Annotated in this window: 16 protein-coding genes and 1 tRNA gene; 4 read left to right on the forward strand and 13 right to left on the reverse strand. The window is 70.9% G+C overall.

The window, feature by feature from the left end; genetic code table 11:
• Positions 1–12: 12 nt before the first annotated feature.
• Complete coding sequence (locus AB0F03_RS06180; protein WP_361987494.1) at positions 13–666, reverse strand: TetR family transcriptional regulator; 654 nt, start codon at positions 664–666, stop codon at positions 13–15.
• Positions 667–1,498: 832 nt separating this feature from the next.
• On the reverse strand, positions 1,499–2,497 hold the full coding sequence (locus AB0F03_RS06185) for a sigma-70 family RNA polymerase sigma factor (protein WP_361987029.1): 999 nt from the start codon (positions 2,495–2,497) through the stop codon (positions 1,499–1,501).
• A gap of 193 nt (positions 2,498–2,690) precedes the next feature.
• On the opposite strand from AB0F03_RS06185, the gene AB0F03_RS06190 reads away from it, so the two are divergent.
• Positions 2,691–3,209 (forward strand): N-acetyltransferase family protein, encoded by a 519-nt coding sequence (locus AB0F03_RS06190; protein ID WP_361987031.1) that lies wholly within the window; start codon positions 2,691–2,693, stop codon positions 3,207–3,209.
• Positions 3,210–3,220: 11 nt separating this feature from the next.
• On the opposite strand, the gene AB0F03_RS06195 is transcribed toward AB0F03_RS06190, so the two are convergent.
• A complete protein-coding gene (locus AB0F03_RS06195) occupies positions 3,221–4,012 on the reverse strand; it encodes a class III extradiol ring-cleavage dioxygenase (RefSeq protein ID WP_361987033.1) in 792 nt (263 codons plus the stop codon).
• A gap of 125 nt (positions 4,013–4,137) precedes the next feature.
• Between AB0F03_RS06195 and AB0F03_RS06200 the strand changes: the two genes are divergently transcribed.
• On the forward strand, positions 4,138–4,647 hold the full coding sequence (locus AB0F03_RS06200) for a MarR family transcriptional regulator (RefSeq protein ID WP_361987035.1): 510 nt from the start codon (positions 4,138–4,140) through the stop codon (positions 4,645–4,647).
• A 110-nt stretch (positions 4,648–4,757) separates the two neighbouring features.
• Here AB0F03_RS06200 and AB0F03_RS06205 read toward each other — a convergent pair whose 3' ends face one another.
• Both AB0F03_RS06205 and AB0F03_RS06210 read right to left on the reverse strand, forming a co-directional pair.
• Entirely contained in the window at positions 4,758–6,296 is a 1,539-nt protein-coding gene (locus AB0F03_RS06205; protein ID WP_361987036.1) for an MFS transporter, read from the reverse strand.
• A 290-nt stretch (positions 6,297–6,586) separates the two neighbouring features.
• Positions 6,587–7,234 (reverse strand): TetR/AcrR family transcriptional regulator, encoded by a 648-nt coding sequence (locus AB0F03_RS06210; RefSeq protein ID WP_361987038.1) that lies wholly within the window; start codon positions 7,232–7,234, stop codon positions 6,587–6,589.
• 400 nt (positions 7,235–7,634) lie between these two features.
• Here AB0F03_RS06210 and AB0F03_RS06215 point away from each other — a divergent pair, with 400 nt between their 5' ends.
• Both AB0F03_RS06215 and AB0F03_RS06220 read left to right on the forward strand, forming a co-directional pair.
• Complete coding sequence (locus tag AB0F03_RS06215; RefSeq protein ID WP_361987040.1) at positions 7,635–8,912, forward strand: M6 family metalloprotease domain-containing protein; 1,278 nt, start codon at positions 7,635–7,637, stop codon at positions 8,910–8,912.
• Positions 8,913–9,020: 108 nt separating this feature from the next.
• A tRNA-Arg gene (locus AB0F03_RS06220) sits at positions 9,021–9,096 on the forward strand.
• A 67-nt stretch (positions 9,097–9,163) separates the two neighbouring features.
• Here the strand turns inward: AB0F03_RS06220 and AB0F03_RS06225 are convergent.
• The 8 genes from AB0F03_RS06225 to AB0F03_RS06260 form a co-directional block, all read right to left on the reverse strand.
• On the reverse strand, positions 9,164–10,315 hold the full coding sequence (locus AB0F03_RS06225; RefSeq protein WP_361987495.1) for a site-specific integrase: 1,152 nt from the start codon (positions 10,313–10,315) through the stop codon (positions 9,164–9,166).
• The gene (locus tag AB0F03_RS06230) at positions 10,312–10,512 is read right to left on the reverse strand and encodes a helix-turn-helix domain-containing protein (protein WP_361987042.1); all 201 of its coding nucleotides are present in this window, start codon (positions 10,510–10,512) and stop codon (positions 10,312–10,314) included. The genes AB0F03_RS06225 and AB0F03_RS06230 overlap by 4 nt, the downstream gene beginning before the upstream one ends.
• A 443-nt stretch (positions 10,513–10,955) precedes the next feature.
• On the reverse strand, positions 10,956–12,431 hold the full coding sequence (locus AB0F03_RS06235) for an ATP-binding protein (protein ID WP_361987497.1): 1,476 nt from the start codon (positions 12,429–12,431) through the stop codon (positions 10,956–10,958).
• A gap of 2 nt (positions 12,432–12,433) precedes the next feature.
• Positions 12,434–13,279: a bifunctional DNA primase/polymerase gene (locus AB0F03_RS06240; protein ID WP_361987044.1), complete on the reverse strand. Its 846-nt coding sequence runs from the start codon at positions 13,277–13,279 to the stop codon at positions 12,434–12,436.
• Positions 13,276–13,968, reverse strand: coding sequence for an SAM-dependent methyltransferase (locus tag AB0F03_RS06245; RefSeq protein ID WP_361987045.1), 693 nt, complete (start codon positions 13,966–13,968; stop codon positions 13,276–13,278). The genes AB0F03_RS06240 and AB0F03_RS06245 overlap by 4 nt, the downstream gene beginning before the upstream one ends.
• Positions 13,969–14,057: 89 nt before the next feature.
• Positions 14,058–14,525 carry a hypothetical protein gene (locus tag AB0F03_RS06250; RefSeq protein WP_361987047.1) on the reverse strand — a complete coding sequence of 156 codons (468 nt, stop codon included), beginning with the start codon at positions 14,523–14,525 and terminating at the stop codon, positions 14,058–14,060.
• A gap of 204 nt (positions 14,526–14,729) precedes the next feature.
• Complete coding sequence (locus tag AB0F03_RS06255) at positions 14,730–16,853, reverse strand: FtsK/SpoIIIE domain-containing protein (RefSeq protein WP_361987049.1); 2,124 nt, start codon at positions 16,851–16,853, stop codon at positions 14,730–14,732.
• Positions 16,854–16,988: 135 nt separating this feature from the next.
• Positions 16,989–17,162: a pRL2-8 gene (locus tag AB0F03_RS06260; RefSeq protein WP_361987051.1), complete on the reverse strand. Its 174-nt coding sequence runs from the start codon at positions 17,160–17,162 to the stop codon at positions 16,989–16,991.
• Between the last annotated feature and the right edge of the window lie 2 nt (positions 17,163–17,164).

Consider the following 17,164-nt stretch of genomic DNA (forward strand, 5'->3'; position numbering starts at 1 on the left):
GCCCTCGCGCCGCTACCGCGTCGTCCGCCGCTCCCGGCCCCAGCCGAAGTCCCGCGCGGCCGCCAGGTGGCGCAGGGCGAGGGCCGCCGGGCCCTGGGGCCCACCGGGCGGGGCCGCCGTGGCCGCCCAGCACTCCACAGCCACGCGGACGGCGGAACCGGCCACGGCCGCGGCGAACCGGAGATCCGCGGTGACCGCCACCGGGCCCATGGCGCGCTCCCCCGCGCCCGGAGAAGCCGGCGTCGGCTCGGCCGGCGCCGGCTCGGCCGGTGCCCGCCACGTCAGGATCTCCGCCAGCGCCCGCTCCGATGTCTGGCAGACCTCGGCCCAGACCTTGCGCAGGGCCGGGCTCGTGTCGGCCAGGCGGATGAGGGTGCGGACCCATTCCCAGGACGCGGCCGAGACGCCGACGCCGGGCGTGAGGGTGTGCCGGACGGCGTGTTCCAGGGCGTCCGGGAGGCCGAGGCCGGCCGGGGCCGTGCGGACCGCCTCGGTCCAGCGCTGGGCGCCGGCCGCGTAGAGCGGGGCCACCGCCTCCTCCTTCGTGGCGAAGTAGCGGTAGAACGTCCGCGGTGCGACGCCTGCGGCCTGGGCGATGTCCTCCGCGCGGGTCGCGCGCAAACCCTGCTGGACGAAGAGGGCCGCCGCCGCCCGGGCGATCTCCATCCGGGTCTCGGCCTTGCGGCGTTCGGTGAGCGATACCGGCGCGGAGGCGGAAAACGGCTGGTGGGCGGGGGTAGGGGTGGTGCTCATCCCGGCAATTTATGCCTGTGTGACAGAATCTGCCATCCGGCGGTCCACCCCGGTGTTCAGGTACGGGGTGGACCGCCGTTCCAGTGCCCGGGCACCCGGCACAGCCCTGACGACCAGCCGGCAGACCGCCCGATGGCCACCCACGGGCCCCCGGACTCCCCCGCGAGGACAGGAAGAAGCCGGGCTCCGGACGCCCGGGGGGGGAGGGCGCCGGAGCCCGGCGGGGAAGTCCCGGCGCCGGGGGGGATTGCGTCGGGACGTGGTTCACGTGGGGTCGGCCAGGGTCAGCCGGAGGTGGTGCCGTGGGGGTGGGGAGTGCGGTCCTGAGGCCCGCTGAAGGGCCCGCATGGGTTGTTCCCTCGGGCTCCACCGTTGAAGCGATCGGACCACGCCATGTTTGCGCCGTCTTTCGCCACCGGGCGTGCGCGCCGCGCGGAAGCCGTACATCCGGTACGCCGTTTTCGCCGTGACGGCGTACGGCCGGCACCCCACCGCGCCGTACGCCGGGTACGCACGACCCCTTCGGCCACGGCCGGACGGTGCCGCCGCGCCGCGTCCGCGGACGGACGTCGGTCACGGACGGAGCGCCGCGTTCGCGGATGGACGCTGCCCACCGACGCACGCCGTTCGGGTAAGGACACCGGCCACGGGCGGACAGCGGTCACGACGATCATCCCCACGCCCGCGCGCCGCCACACCCCCGCGTCCGCCGGGCCGACGACCCCCGGTGTCTCCGCCGTCTCCGCTACGCCGCCGCGTCGAACCCGGTGTCACGGGCCAGCTTCTTCAGTTCGAGGAGGGCGTGCTTCTCGATCTGGCGGATGCGTTCGCGGGTCAGACCGTGCTCCTTGCCGACCTCGGTCAGGGTGCGCTCACGGCCGTCCTCGATGCCGTACCGCATCTTGATGATGGAGGCCGTGCGCTGGTCCAGGCGGCCGATCAGGTCGTCGAGTTCCTCGCTGCGCAGCAGGGTCATGACGGACTGCTCGGGGGAGACCGCCGAGGTGTCCTCCAGCAGGTCGCCGAACTGGGTCTCGCCCTCGTCGTCCACCGGCATGTTGAGGGACACCGGGTCGCGGGCCCAGTCGAGGACGTCGATGACGCGCTCGGGCGTCGAGCCCAGCTCCGCGGCGATCTCGGCCGGCTCCGGGTCGCGGCCGTTCTCGCGGTTGAACTCGCGCTGGACGCGGCGGATGCGGCCCAGCTCCTCCACGAGGTGGACGGGGAGCCGGATCGTGCGGGACTGGTCGGCTATGGAGCGGGTGATCGCCTGGCGGATCCACCAGGTGGCGTACGTCGAGAACTTGAAGCCCTTGCGGTAGTCGAACTTCTCGACGGCGCGCACCAGGCCCGCGTTGCCCTCCTGGATCAGGTCGAGCAGGGGCAGGCCGCTGCGCGGGTAACGCCGGGCGACGGCGACGACCAGGCGGAGGTTGGAGCGGATGAAGACGTCCTTGGCCCGTTCTCCCTCGGCGACCAGTGCCTCAAGCTCCTCGCGGGTGGCATCCGCCCTGGTCTCCTCGGAGCCGTCGAGGACCTGGCTCGCGAACACACCCGCCTCGATGGTCTGGGAGAGATCGACTTCCTTGGCGGCATCGAGCAGCGGCGTGCGCGCGATCTCGTCGAGGTACATGCCGACCAGGTCGCGGTCTGCGATCTCGCCGCCATGAGCGCGAACACTGCTTGCCGAGTCGGCCGTCTCGCCAGTGGCGGACTTACGACGGGCGACGGCACGGGTTGCCATGCGTGCTCCCTTGCGGTGGTGGGCTGGCGGGTGGTTCTGGTGAACGCTCAGCACTCCGAGGACTGTCTCCGGGACTCTCTCCGAGTGCCCTGCATCCGTGGGAAACAACGACTGGAATCCGGACAGAATTCCCAACCCGCCCCCCGATTTTTCTGATCATGCAGTACCCTGTGCCACCACGTGAGGGGGCGAGATGCCGTCGGAGACCGCTGAGGTGCAGGTCAGGCCGGGGATCGAGAGGGATCTGGAGAGCCTCACGGCGATCTACAACTCTTACGTGCGTGAGACGGCGATCACATTCGACACCGTGGCCCTCACCCCCGAGGAGCGCCGCCCCTGGCTGCTCTCCCACCCGGAAGACGGCCCGCACCGGCTGTTGGTTGCCACGGCCGCGGACTCACAGCGGATTCTGGGGTACGCCACATCCGGCCCGCACCGGTCCAAGCCCGCGTACGTGACGTCCGTCGAGACGTCGGTGTACGTCGCCCCGGAGTCCGGCCGGCGCGGGATCGGCACGCTGCTCTACGGCGCCCTGTTCGAGGCCCTCGCCGGGGAGGACGTGCACCGCGCCTACGCGGGCATCGCCCAGCCCAACGAGGCGTCCGTCCGGCTCCACGAGCGTTTCGGTTTCCGGCGCGTCGGCACCTTCCAGGAGGTCGGGCGCAAGTTCGGCCGCTACTGGGACGTGGCCTGGTACGAGAAGCGGCTGTAGCGGGGCCGGACTCAGCCGAACTGCACCGACCGCTTCGCCATGCCCATCCAGAAGCCGTCGATCACCGACTGCTGCGCGTCCAGCTCGCCGCCCGCCTCCGCCGCGCCCATGGTGACGAAGAGCGGGGCGAAGTGTTCGGTGCGCGGGTGGGCGTAGCGGCCGGCCGGGGCCTTGTCGAGGAAGTCGAGCAGGGCGTCCCAGTCGCGGGCCTCCAGGGCGCGCCTGCCCCAGTCGTCGAACTCGGAGGACCAGCTCGGCACGCCCGGACCGGTGTACCGCAGGGCGGCGAGGTTGTGGGTGAAGAACCCGGAGCCGACGATCAGTACGCCCTCGTCGCGGAGCGGGGCGAGTTTGCGGCCGATGTCCATCAGGCGGACCGGGTCGAGGGTGGGCAGGGAGATCTGGAGGACGGGGATGTCGGCGGCCGGGAACATCTCGACGAGGGGGACGTAGGCGCCGTGGTCGAGGCCGCGGTCGGGGATGTCCTGGACGGGGATGCCGGGGGCGCGCAGCAGCTTGCGGACGGAGTCGGCGAGCGCGGGGGCGCCGGGGGCGGCGTACCGCACCTGGTAGTAGTGCTCCGGGAAGCCCCAGAAGTCGTAGACCAGGGGGACGGTCTCGACCGCGCCGAGGGCGAGCGGGGCCTCCTCCCAGTGGGCGGAGACCATGAGGACGGCCCGGGGGCGGGGCAGGCCGGCGGCCCAGGCGGCGAGCTGGCCGGGCCAGACGGGGTCGTCGGCGAGCGGCGGGGCGCCGTGGCTGAGGTACAGGGCGGGCATGCGCTCCTGGGTGATGGCGGACATATCGGCGGCTCCCAGTGGTCCAGAGACTGCGGTCCCGAGCCAGATACTTTAACTCTCAAGCTCGCAGAACCGACTTTACGCCCGACTTGTTCAAGTTTCAAGCAGCCGACTCGTACAGTGGACCCATGAACACGGCACCGGACACCGCCGCACCGCCCCGCTGGCTCACCGACGAGGAACAGCGCGTCTGGCGCGCGTACCTGCACGCCACCACCCTGCTCGAGGACCACCTCGACCGGCAGCTGCAGCGCGACGCGGGCATGCCGCACGTCTACTACGGCCTCCTCGTCGGCCTCGCCGAGGCACCGCGCCGCCGGCTGCGGATGACCGAGCTGGCCATGCAGGCCAAGATCACCCGCTCCCGGCTCTCGCACGCGATCGCCCGGCTGGAGAAGAACGGCTGGGTACGGCGTGAGGACTGCCCCTCCGACAAGCGCGGCCAGTTCGCCGTACTCACCGACGAGGGCCAGGAGGTGCTGCGGCGCACCGCACCGGGCCATGTGACCGCCGTACGGCAGGCGCTGTTCGAACGACTGACCCCCGAACAGCAGAAGGCCCTCGGCGAGATCATGGAGATCGTCGCCGAGGGCCTCCAGCCCGACGGAACGGGTGCGGACCTGCCCTGGCTCCGCTGACCCCCGCACGGGTCAGCGCGACGCCGCGGGCGCGCGCCCGCCCCGGCTCCGCCGGCTCACTTACCCGAGCGGACAGCTCACGTACCGAAGCGGGTGCGGACGGCGGGCCGTCAGTGGGCGATCACCGGCACCGGTAGCTCGTCCTCCGCGCCCTCACCGGCGGCCACGACGGTGCCACCGGCACGGCCCGCGTTGACGAAGGTGAAGGCGATCAGGGAGGCGAGCCCCAGGATGCCGACGGCGAACCAGATCGCGGTGCTGTAGCCGTGCACCATGCCCTGGAGCTTCACCAGCTCCTGCTGCGGCTTGGCCGCGGCACCGGCGATGTGGTCCCGGACGTACGAGGTGGTCGCCGAGGCGGCGATCGTGTTCAGCAGGGCGGTGCCGATCGCGCCGCCGACCTGCTGCGAGGTGTTGACCATCGCGGAGGCCACACCGGCGTCCCGGGCCTGGACACCCTGGGTGGCCAGGGACATCGCCGGCATGAACGCCGTACCCATGCCGAGACCGAGCAGCATGATCGCGGGCAGCAGCAGGCCGGCGTACGAGGAGCCGATCTCCAGCTGGGTCAGCAGCAGCATGCCGAGACCGGCGACCAGGAAGCCCGGGCCCATCAGCAGGCGGGCCGGGACGCGGGTCATCAGCCGGGTGCCGATCTGGGTGGAACCGGTGATCATGCCGGCGACCATCGGCAGGAACGCGAAGCCGGTCTTGACCGGGGAGTAGCCCTTCACGATCTGGAGGTAGTAGGTCAGGAAGAGGAACAGGCCGAACATGCCGATGATCGCGAGACCGAGGGAGAGGTAGATACCGCCGCGGTTGCGGTCGGTCACCACGCGCAGCGGCAGCAGCGGGGCCTTGACCCGGGCCTCGACGATCACGAACGTCACCAGCAGCACCACGGACGCGACGAACATGGCGACGGTCACGCTGTCGCCCCAGCCGTCGGACGCGGCGCGGGTGAAGCCGTACACCAGGGCGACCAGGCCGAGCGTGGAGAGGATCACGCCGGGGATGTCGAGCGGGGAGCGGTTACGGCCGCCCTCCGGCTCCCGGATGACGAAGTAGGCACCGGCCGCGGCGACGACGGCGAACGGGACGTTCACGAAGAAGGTCCAGCGCCAGTCCAGGTACTCGGTGAGGAAACCGCCCAGGATCAGGCCGACGGCGCCGCCGCCGCCCGCAATGGCGCCGTAGATGCCGAACGCCTTGGCGCGCTCCTTGGCGTCGGTGAACATCACCGCCAGCAGGGAGAGCGCGGCCGGAGCGAGCAGCGCGCCGAAGGCACCCTGGAGGGCGCGGGCGCCGAACATCATCCCGCCGGTGGTGGCGGCACCGCCGAGCGCGGAGGCGGCGGCGAAACCGACGAGCCCCAGCACGAAGGCGCGCTTACGGCCCCACAGGTCGGCGATGCGGCCACCGAAGAGGAGCAGACCGCCGAAGGCGAGGGCGTAGGCCGTGACGACCCACTGCTTGTTGCCGTCGGATATGCCGAGGTCCTGCTGGGCGGAGGGCAGGGCGATGTTCACGATGGTGGCGTCCAGGACGACCATCAGCTGGGCGAGCGCGATGAAGACGAGCGCTTTCCAGCGGTTGGCGTCACCGCGCGGGGCGGCGAGGCCGGGAGCCTTGAGGGCTGTTTCTGACATGGGGATACCCACTTCGGGACTTCGTGACGGAAAAGACGGCTTGTAAACGGAAAATGACGAGAAAACGGAGATGCGCGGACGCAGCCGTGAACTCGGAAGCGAGAAAAGGGAGCGTGCGGTGGAGTGCGTTCCGGTGCAGCGGGGTGCGGTGGGTGGACTGTGGTCGGGGGCCGAACTGATCGGTCGGACTGAGCACGAATCACTGATCACCGATCACTGATCATCGATCGCTTCGACCGTCGCCCGGTGATCGCTGATCGCTGATTGCTGATCCTTGATCGTTGATCGCGTCAGCAGTTGCGCAGCTCGGTGATGCTGACGGCTTGGCCCGGCAGGGCGGAGTGGGCGGGGGCCCGCAGGCCGTCCAGGAAGAGTTGCAGGTGACGGTGGACGAAGCGGTCGCCACGGACGCAGTCCGTGCCGGCCGGGGGCCGGCTCAACTGGGCCACGACGATCAGCAGATCGCCGACCCCCACGTCGGACCGGAGCTGTCCGGCCGCCTCGGCCCGGCCCATGACCTCCTCGACGAGCTGCTCGATGCGCTTGCGGGAGGCCTCCAGGTCGGGATGGTGCTGGTCGAAGGTGCTCGCCACCATGGGGCACAGGGCACTGATCCGCTCGTCAGCGGCGGTGTGCACGAAGTGCTCCAGGGCGGTGAAGGCGTCCCCCGTCTCCGCGAGGGCCCGCTCGGCCGCCTCGGCCGTACGGTCCATCACGGTGCAGACGACCTCGCGGACGAGGGCGTCCCGGTCGGGGAAGTTCCGGTACACCGTGGCGTTGCCGACGCCGGCCCGGCGGGCGATCTCGTCGAGCGGCACATCCGGCCCGTGCTCGACGAACATCTCCTGGGCGGCGGTGACGATCCGCTCCCGGTTGCGCAGGGCGTCGGCGCGGGGCCGGGACACCTTGCGCACGGTGGAGGCGGTCGTGGCCGTCACGGTGTACTCCTTGAGATCTGAGGCGCGGGGCCTGAGTTGATGCGTGGGTCGGTGTTCGAGCCGGTGCTCTCGTACCGCTGTGTCGCTGTGGCGCTGTTCGTTGTGTCACCGGTGGTTGCACCGGTTGTTGCCTGCCGGGGCCGGGTGGCCGATCCGGGGAGCCGGTCCCCGCTTCGCTCCGACACAGGGCTAAACGGGGAGAGCCTCCCCGGTTATTTCCCGCCTTCCCGGAAAATGCTGTGACCTGAGCCACACGCACCCTCCCCCGGGTTTCACCCCTCTGCGGACCGGCATTCCCACGATCGGCTCCGCCAGCGCGCGCCCGGCCTCCCGCCGCTCCAGGGTGATCGCAAGGGTGCAGCCGGAAACCCGCGGCTGCCGTGGAGCGAAAGGTCCATGTATGCAGCCGCAGCCGCCCCGCCGCCGCATACGCCCGCGCCGTGTGGCCGCCCTCGCCGTGGTGACCGTGCTGACCCTCGCGGTCAGCACCTCGGCAGGGACCGGACATCTGACGGCGCCCACCACCGCCGGGCCGGCCGCCCTGGGCCGCTCCTCCGCGCTGCTGCCGTGCATGGTCCACGGCGGCCTGGGGGTGCAGATGACCGAAGGCCTGCCCACCCCGACCGGCTACTCCCGCTCCACCGGCACGGTCCACGCCCTCACCCTGATGGTCGACTTCCCCGACGCACCCGGCCAGGGCGGCGCCATGGACCGCTTCCACGAGTTCTTCCCGCAGACCCAGGAATGGTTCCGCACCGCGTCGTACGGCCGTCTCGACTACCGCCCCGAGACCCCCGTCACCAGCTGGCTGCGGATGCCGAAGACCTTCCGGGCGTACGGCATAGAGCGCGGCGCCCCCTTCGACCCCGGCTACCGGCGTCTGGTGCAGGACATCGTGGCCGCCGCCGATCCCACGGTCGACTTCCGCGACTACGACCTGCTGAACGTGCTCGTCACCCCCAACGCCGGCCCCTCCGCCCTGGACACCGTGCTGTCCGTGACCTTCGCCGGGAACGCCGACGCCCCGGTCGCCGACGGCGTCCGCGTCGCCAACGCGTCCTTCGTCTACTCCCGACAGGACGACGGCTCCGGCTCCTACGCCCGCACCGGCTTCCGGGTGCTGCCGCACGAGAACGGCCACACCTTCGGACTGCCCGACCTGTACACCCAGGAGGGCGGGGGCGCGGTCGGGCACTGGGACATCATGAGCGAGGACTGGGGCGCCGACAACGACCTTCTCGGCTGGCACAAGTGGAAACTGGGCTGGCTGGACGACAACCAGGTCGGCTGCGCGGTGGCGCGGGGCAGCGTCGAGTACACCCTGTCACCGCTGTACAAAGTGGGCGGCGGCAAGCTGATCCTCGTGCCCGTCGACGCCCGCAGCGACTACGCGCTGGAGATACGCGCACAGGGCGGCAACGACGAGATGGTGTGCCGTCCCGGCCTGCTGATCTACAAGATCGACGCCACGGTCGACACCGGCCGCGGCCCCGTCACCGTCTACGACAGCCACCGCTCCAGCGGCGGCTGCACCCGCAACCCCAATGTCCACGCGGAACTCTCCGACGCCCCCTTCACCCCCGGCGAGAGCTTCAGGGACCCGCGCCACGGGATAACGGTGCAGGTGCTGAGCAAGGACGAGGAAGGGAACTACCGGGTGCGGATAACGCGGGCCTGAGAGGGGCCCGGACAGGACGCGTCCCACCCTCCTGATCAACCAGCCCCACCCCATCCGGCCCCGATCCGGTACCCTGTGGACCGAGCGCCCACCAGGACGCCCACCCACGCCTTCGTAGCTCAGGGGATAGAGCACCGCTCTCCTAAAGCGGGTGTCGCAGGTTCGAATCCTGCCGGGGGCACCAGTCAAAAGGCCCCGGACCGATCTCGGTCCAGGGCCTTTTGACGGCACCCGTTGACGGCAGTCGTCTTTCAGGCGGCCGGCCGCCGTCGCTTCAGCAGCCGGTCCATGTGACTGATCGCCTCGCGCTGGGTGTCCTGCACGACGTGCGTGTAGACGTCCATCGTGATGCTGATTTGGCTGTGGCCAAGGATCTCCATGATGACCCGAGGGGCGACGCCGGCCGCCGTCAGCAGCGTGGCGGTGCCGTGCCGGGCATCGTGCAGCCGGACCACTCGCAGCCCGGCGTCAGCCGCGACCCTGGTGAACGATCGGTAGACGTTCCGCGGCTCCACCGGCCGCCCGTTCCTGGTGGCGAAGACGTAACCACTCTCCGACCAGGCAACGCCCGTGCGCTTGAACGCCTCGCGCTGCCGCAACCGGTGCCAGCGCAACGGCGCGAGGCACAGTGCGGGCATCGGCACTACGCGGCTGCGACGGCTCTTGGGGTCGTCGTCGTACAGCTCGCCCCGGCGTCGCTGGGTCTGGTGGCGGACGTGAAGCACCCGGTTGTCCAGGTCCACGTCCGTCCAGCGCAGGCCCACCAGCTCACCGCGCCGCAGGCCCATGGCGACGGCCAGCACGAACGCGGCGTACAACGGGTCTCGTCGCGCGGCTTCCAGGAAGGTCAGCGTCTCTTCCAGGGACCACGGCCGGATCTCCCGTTGCTTGACTCGCGGTGGCTCCACGAGTGAGGCGACGTTCCGGGTGATCAGTTCCTCGCGCACAGCCGCCGTGATCGCGGTGCGGAGCACGCGGTGTGCCTCTTTGGCGGTGGCGGCCGTATGGGCGTTCTGCATGCGGGTGATGAACCGGCGCACGTCAGCGACGCTCAACGACTCCAGCCGCTTGGTTCCGAGCAGGGGCACGAGGTAGAGCCTCACATGCGTCTCGTACTTGTCGTACGTGCTGAGCTTCCGGCGCGGCTCGACGTAGTGCGCGAGCCAGTACGGCAACCACTCGGACAGCTTGGCGGAGCGGGTAGGAGTCGGGATGCCCTGACGGTCCCGTCGCACCAGCTCTTGGCGCTTGGTGTCGCACTCCTCCCATGTGGCGCCGTAGACCGTCTTGCGCTTGCGGGTGCCGTCGGGCTGCGGGACGTACACACGGGCTTCGTAACGGCCGTCCTTGCGCTGCCAGATGCTGCCGGCGCCGTTGGGGTTTCTCTTCCGGGCTGCCATCAGGCTGCGTTCTCCTCAAGTCGGTTCTGGATGTACTCGTTGACGGCCTCCACCGGGATGCGGCGGGCGCGGCCAGACGTGTAGCTCGGGAGTTGCTTGGAACGGATCAGGTCGTAGACCTTGCTGCGGCTGAGGCGCAGGGCGGTCATGACCTCGGGGACCTTGAGCGCTTGAGGGGTCGGGGGCACGGCGATGCTCACGCGAGATCTCCTCGGGGCGGGGTGACCTGTGCTGTCCGAAGCGGGGATTTCTGCGTCATCGCGTCACGTGCGTCAATCAGGCATCTGACCTGCGGGTTTTGGTGACGCAGCGGGGCGGTCCCTGTGTCACCGATGACACGGGCGCTCGTCACGGGGTGACGTTGATGACGCGGGATGACGCAGGACCTGCCGTCTGCGTCACTGCTGTCGCCGCAGGTGAGCGGCCGTCTATGGGGCCCGTGGTGACGCAGTGACGCAGATCTTCCCTACTTAGGAAAAGGAAAGGGGTGGTGTCTGTGGGTTTTTACGTCCGCTCAGGGCTTGAAGAACGAGCCGCTTCGCGGCGCGACCTGTGCAGGGCGGCTGGCGCCGCCGAACAGCAAGAGGAGCACCCCCGCCCGGCGAGGCGTGCTCCTCTTGCTTGTCCGCCCGCCCGGGGGCGGTCAGAACGCGGGCTGCTGCTCGGGCGGCGGGGGCGGGGCCTGGCGGGTGATCTCGATGTAGCGGGCGGCGCTGGTGCGGCCCCAGTCGACCAGGACGCCCCGCGCGGCAAGGGTGGGCTGGATGCGCCTGAGCCGGTCGGACAGCACCTTGCCGGTGGTGGGCCAGCCCTTGGGCAGGGGGCGGCATTCCTCGCCGCTGTAGAGGGTGCTGAGGGCGTGCAGCCACTCCGCCGACGCCATCCGCACGTCCTCACCCGGGGCCAGTTCCTCGGCGCGCTTGAGGACCGTCTGTGCCAGCAGGTCGCCTTCGATCACGTCGTCGTTGAGGTCGTCCAGGCTGGCCCGGTACGCCTCCAGCGTCCCGAATCCGGTGGCCGCGTCGAGCTGCGCGCACAGGTGCGCGAAGTCGGCCATCCGCAGATCGGTCGGGGTCTCGGCCTGCACCGCGCGGACCTTCACGGTCAGGTCGAGCAGGGAGCCGAGGACGACGGGCAGGATCTCGGCGTACTCCGCCCACAGCTCCGCTTCGGTGCGCCGCACCCGGGGGCGCTCCAGGCGCAGGGTGAGGAGCCGTTCGGCGAGGTCGGGGCGGATCACGCCGACGTCGATGCCGGTCAGCAGCATGGGCCGCCGGTAGCGGGAGCGCACCACGTCGCCGTCGGTGAACAGCGCGCGCTTGATGCTCTCGGCCCCGGTGATGACGCAGCACATGAGGTCAGACAGGTCCGGGGGCAGGTGGGAGAGGTTGTCCAGCGCGGTGATCCAGCCGGCCGCAACCGCCGTGATCATGTTCTCTTCGTCCTTGGGCGCCCGGCGCAGGTCGCCGGTCATGCCCTCGATGATCCGCACGAGCATCCGCCCACCGGTCGACTTGCCCGCGCCCTGCGGTCCGGTGAGGAAGGGGGCGGGGACGGGCACGGACGGCTCCAGGCAGCCGATGAGCCATGCGATGGCGAGGGCCTCGGTGCGGGCGTCGGCGAAGTTGCACAGCCGCATCAGCAGGTCGATGCCCTTGCCGTTGGTGTCCTTGGCGGGCACCGGGAGTTCCCCGGTGAGCTGGGTGCGCCGCCAGCACACCTCTTCGGGGTCGGGGATGCGGATGTCCCAGCCGGTGGGGTGGATGCGGACGGAGCGGCCGTCGTCGCGGCCGAGGTCGAGCCAGGTGGCCCCGTCGAATCCGGGGGCGACGCGGATGTGGGTGGGCTGTACCTGCTCGGTGAGGGCGAGTGCCTCGATCAAGTCCAGTGCCTCCTTGAGGGCGGTTCCGTTGAAGACGCCGACCCCGTCACGGAAGAGGCCGACCATGAGTTCCTGCCGGTGGCTGCCGGTCGTGCCCTGGGAGCGGATCGGGCGGGCCACGGGGTGGCCGGTGCGCTGGGCGTATACGGTCCCGTCCACGGTGCGGAAGTACCGGAAGTGGGACTGTGCGTATTCGGTGATGACCTTGCGTGCGGGGTTCTTCTCGTCGTCGGACACGGTCACAGTCCCAACGTGGTGCGGGCGTTGTTCCACGCGTCGGTGCAGTGCCGCGGGCTCTCGCCCTTGGCCTGCGCGGCGGTGAACAGCCGGGCGACATGGGTGTCGGTGAGGCAGCCGCACCGGCCGTGCGTGGACAGCACGGCGAGGAACGTCCGGTAGACCGTGGCGTGCACGGCGCTGCGGGCGTCGGTGATGCGCTGCACGGCCATGGCAATGCCACGCTCCAGGTAGGCCGGCGTGCGGTGCGGGCAGTCGCCCCCATGGCCCCTCAGGGGCGCTGGAAGGCTGTGTGGCGCCCTGCGGTCCGTGGACGGTTCCTTTACTGCCAGCGCGCGCACAGCGTCCGGGAGAGCGGCCATGACGCCCGTGCCGTTTCCAAGCCAACGCGCGTACGCCATAAGGGACTTGATGTCGACGCCGGGCCGGACCCCGTTGCGGGACATCATGGCGCCCCGGTAGATCCAGTGCTCTCCCCGCGTCGTCAGCACGGTGAGCGTGGCGGGCAGGGCGGTGCGGGCCCAGGCGATGGCGTCGGCGTCGTCCACGTCGACTACGGTCAGTCCGGCGCCGCCGGGGTGGTAGCCGACGCACACCGCCCGGTCCCACGCGGCCAACCACGGGGGCGAGGTGATGACGAACCGCTCGGTGGTGGCGGCGGCCCAGGCGTGGCAGACGCCGGGGCACGAGCAGGGGCCCGGGGTCTTCATGTTCGGCCGGCCGCCGCACGCGTTGCCGGCGCAGGTGGGGCAGTTGCCGAACGGAATCTTGCCCCGCCGCAGCGGCAGCACCGGCACCCTGGACGCGGCCAGGCTCAGGGCGGTGTCCACGAGGCTGGGCGTGCTCATGCCGCCACCTCCCACGCGGGGATGAGCTGGGCGAGGGCGGCGCGGCCGATGTGCTGTGCGTAGGCCGGGGGGATGCACTCGCGGATGCCGTCGCGGTTCATCCAAGGCACCCCCAGCACGCGGCGGGCGAGGGGGACGCCGGAGAAGTTGCCGACGAACTGCCCGTAGTGGCCGGGCGGGACCGGGCGGCCCATCTTCGCCTGCGGCGCCAGGTGGGCGGGGTGGTCCGGCTGGGTGAGGGTGAAGCCACCGCCGGTCTCGAAGAACCGGTGCCGGTAGTTGGCCAGGTGGAACATCTGCCCGCACAGCATCACCGGGGCGCGGAGCTTGGGCACCGCCCCGCGCACGTTCTCCATCACCCACGGACGCCCGGTGGTCTCCAGTGCGGCGCGGGTGGGGGCGATCAGGTCAGGGTGGTCGTTGTTCTGGATGCGCTGGCATTCGGTGTCGTGCTGGCAGGGTGGGGAGGCGTGGATGAAGTCGAACTGCGCGCCGTGCTCCAGGACGAACGCGATGGCGTCGGCCTGGATGAACCGGAAGGGGTAGCGGGGCTGGGGGTTCTTGTCGACGCCGGTCACGTCGAACCCGGCGTCGTCGTAGCCCTTGCCGGCGCCGCCCTGGCAGCAGAACAGGTCCAGCAGGCGCGGCCGTCGGCCGGGCACTCGCCGGAAGGCAGTGGGTTGGGTCATGCTGGTTGTCTCCAGTTCCTTAACGGGTGCTGGCTGAGCAAGGGCGGCCCCGCGACTTTGGCGAGACGAGGGGGCCGCCCTTGGCGTAGCTAGCTGTGGAAGTGGTTGCGCTTGATGACGGCTTTGCGGATGTTGACCGTGGTCCCGCCCCGGTGGCCGCTCGTGCTGAACACCTGCACGGCGATCCATCCGCCGAAGATGACTGCGGCGAGGATGACGAGCTGGTGGATGAACGCGGCGAGCGCGGCGATGAACGTGGTCAGCAGCAGCAGTCCGCCGCACACGGCGAGGAACCCGACGCCCCCGAGGGCGACGTTGACGGCCGCGCGGGAGACGGGCGGTTTGGCCGGGACGGGTTCGGGCTGCACGGGGCTCACGGCGTAGCCGGTGATGACGCGGCCGTCGGGCAGGACGATGCTCACCACCGTCGGCGCCGCGTGCGGCTGCACGGCCACGGCCGGGCCCGGGTGGACGACCGGCGCGGGCGCGAGCGGGACGGGTTGGTGGACATCGACGGCCCGCGTCACGGGGGCGTGGCGGGTGGGTTCGGGGTACATGCGGAATCCCTTCCGAGGCATGTCGGGGGAGGCAGAGACACACCCTTCCGGGCGTGCTGAAGAGGGGTGTTTCGGGGGTCTGGGCAGGTGGGCTCCCCGCCTCCCCGGATCGGTGTTTTCGCTGATCAACGCGGGGGAGGTGGCCCGGGGAGGGGGTTGGGGAGTTCTCCCCGCCTCCCCGGCCGGGACGGGGGTGCCTCCCCGCTACTCGGCGGCGGAAGTGGAACCGTCCGCATCACGGTTGGCGAGCGCTCGCAGGACGTGATCGCGGTGGACGACCATGACGCCGTGCGACTTCTTCGGCTCCTCGCCGTGCTCCTCCAGCAGTGCCTTGAGCCGGTCGTTGGTCCACTGGTCGCCATAGACCTTGGGGTCCAGGGCGTGCAGCCGCTTGAGGACTTCGTTGGTCCGCAGCCGGGCCGCATCCCCGATGACCGAGGCGACGTCGGCGAGCGCGTCGCGCTCCTCGCCCTGCTCGACCACGCGCAGGGTGGAGACGCCGTCGCGCAGGACCTTGGCCCGGTCGGCGACCTCGGCGGCCGGCTCGTCGTCGATGAAGTGGGTCCGCACCGTGATGGATGCCTGTCCGGCGGGGATCGTGATGCCGTCGGAGGCGACCACGAGGGTTCCCTTGTCGAGTCCCTGCCTGAGCAGGTGCGGGGCGGCGCCGCCGTCGACGGCCTTGTCACCCAGCGCCATCCGGGCCTGTGACTCTGTGCCCAGCACGAGGGATGCGCGGGTGTGGGCGCCCTCGCGGACCAGCTTGGGAAGGTTCTGGTCGGTGGGGTCCTGGGTGCCCTGCCACATCAGGACGTCGACCGCACGGCCCTGGTTGTGAATCTTGCGGACGGCCATGAAGTAGCGGGAGGTGGCCTTGGAGCCGCCGTAGGGCCGCTTGTCTTCGCCCACGACCGGGCACATGAACGCCAGCTGCGCTTCGTCCACCAGCACGATCAGCGGCTCGAACACGGCGCTCGGGTCGCGGCGCCGCTCTTCGATCCGCCGGTTCATCTCCTCGACCGCGTCCTCGACCATCTCGGTCGCCTGGATGACGTGGTCATCGGAGGGGCCCTCGATCAGCACCTGCGCGATGCCGTCGAACATGGCCCAGTCACCGATGCCCTTGAGGTCGGCGATCCAGAACTGCACCGTGCGGTCGAGCGCCAGCCACAGGGCCAGCGCGCGCAGGGCGGCGGTCTTGCCCTGGTTGGACAGACCCGTGACCAGCAGGTGGCGCTGATACAGGCTGATCGTGGCGGCGTCCCCGCGCAGGTCCTGCCCCCACGGGGCCTTGCCGGTCTTGTAGTTCGCGGTCATCGTCTGGTCGGTGACCAGCGGCGAGGGGCCGATCGGCTCGTCCAGGGCGCCGGAATCGGCGATCCACAACCTGACCGTGCGGGCCGCTTCGGGGATCGTGATGAACACCTCGTGCTCGTGGCGGGTCAGGTTCTCGGCGAGCTTGCGGCGCCGCGTCTGCACCTCGTTCGTCGCCACCCCGGACGGCAGGGTCACGTCCACCTCGACACCGCATCCGGCGATCCGGATCGGCCCGAGCATCGACGCGCCCGCGTCGCCCATCTCCTTGATGGCGTTGCGAAGGGCGGGGATGCCAAGGTCGCGCAGGGCCTTGACCACGATGGACGGGGTGATGGGCTCTCCCTCACCGGTCCGGACGCTGGCGGGCAGCGCCCACTGCGGTGCGGCCTTCTGGTGGGCGCCGACCGACCACAGGGCCAGCAGGGCCAGGAACGGGCCGATGGTGAGCGCCGGTCCCCACACCACTCGTACGATGGTGATCATCAGGTTGATGAACTTGACGACCGCCATGAGCGGGGTGACGACGTCGGTGGGGTCCTTCGTGGCCACGGCCATGGCGATGCCGAGGACGACCAGGCCGCCGATGCCCATGCCGGCACTGACGGCCGCGCCCTTGGCCGCGTCCAGCGGGGAGTGCAGCAGGTCCATGCGGCGGCGGTGGCGGGCCTCGCGGAAGCGCTGCCCGCGTTCCTCCCACTCGGCGGCCGCCTCCAGGTTCCCCGCGGCTTCCGCCGTGCGGAGCATGCGTTCGTAGCGGGCGGCGGTCCGGCCATCCCACGCGCGGCGGGTCAAGATCCTCGCGCCGCCGTAGACGTAGAGGGAGTGCCGGGCCACCGCGCGGCCGGTGCTGCGGGTGGTCTCGTGCGTGAGGGCCGTGCGGACGGCCCGGCCCGAGCGCACCCACAACGGGACGGGAGGCGCGGCGGGCGGGTCGGGGACCACGGTCAGGGTGGTCACGGGGGCCGGGTCGGGGTCGGGGGTCTTGTGCAGGGGGACGACGTTTCCGCTCATGGCGGGGTACTCCTGACTGCCCCATGGGGTAGGGGCGGGGGTGTGCGGGCCCGGGGCTCGATCCGCCATGGGGAGAGTCACCGGGCCACGCGGGTGGGATGTGGGGTTAGGTGCCGGCGCGGATCGGGCGCGCGGTCACCACCAGCGGGACCGCTTGCCGGGGACGAGGTAGGGGCAGCCGTTGCGCATGTGGTCCACGCACTCCGGGCAGTCCTCGCGCGGGCCGAGGTGGCGGTGTGCGTTGCGGGAGTCGTAGGCGTGCCGCCAGCACTGCGGGCACTCGCCGGGAGGCGTCTCGGGGACGGCCATGG

This window comes from Streptomyces sp. NPDC028722, assembly GCF_040637655.1.
GTDB lineage: Bacteria > Actinomycetota > Actinomycetes > Streptomycetales > Streptomycetaceae > Streptomyces.

Bases quoted from the DNA above. Each gene is read 5' to 3' on its own strand.
- AB0F03_RS06180 (WP_361987494.1), bottom strand. From the start codon at position 666: ATGGAGATCGCCCGGGCGGCGGCGGCCCTCTTCGTCCAGCAGGGTTTG.
- AB0F03_RS06185 (WP_361987029.1), bottom strand. From the start codon at position 2,497: ATGGCAACCCGTGCCGTCGCCCGTCGTAAGTCCGCCACTGGCGAGACG.
- AB0F03_RS06190 (WP_361987031.1), top strand. From the start codon at position 2,691: ATGCCGTCGGAGACCGCTGAGGTGCAGGTCAGGCCGGGGATCGAGAGG.
- AB0F03_RS06195 (WP_361987033.1), bottom strand. From the start codon at position 4,012: ATGTCCGCCATCACCCAGGAGCGCATGCCCGCCCTGTACCTCAGCCAC.
- AB0F03_RS06200 (WP_361987035.1), top strand. From the start codon at position 4,138: ATGAACACGGCACCGGACACCGCCGCACCGCCCCGCTGGCTCACCGAC.
- AB0F03_RS06205 (WP_361987036.1), bottom strand. From the start codon at position 6,296: ATGTCAGAAACAGCCCTCAAGGCTCCCGGCCTCGCCGCCCCGCGCGGT.
- AB0F03_RS06215 (WP_361987040.1), top strand. From the start codon at position 7,635: ATGCAGCCGCAGCCGCCCCGCCGCCGCATACGCCCGCGCCGTGTGGCC.
- AB0F03_RS06240 (WP_361987044.1), bottom strand. From the start codon at position 13,279: ATGAGCACGCCCAGCCTCGTGGACACCGCCCTGAGCCTGGCCGCGTCC.
- AB0F03_RS06245 (WP_361987045.1), bottom strand. From the start codon at position 13,968: ATGACCCAACCCACTGCCTTCCGGCGAGTGCCCGGCCGACGGCCGCGC.
- AB0F03_RS06250 (WP_361987047.1), bottom strand. From the start codon at position 14,525: ATGTACCCCGAACCCACCCGCCACGCCCCCGTGACGCGGGCCGTCGAT.
- AB0F03_RS06255 (WP_361987049.1), bottom strand. From the start codon at position 16,853: ATGAGCGGAAACGTCGTCCCCCTGCACAAGACCCCCGACCCCGACCCG.
- AB0F03_RS06260 (WP_361987051.1), bottom strand. From the start codon at position 17,162: ATGGCCGTCCCCGAGACGCCTCCCGGCGAGTGCCCGCAGTGCTGGCGG.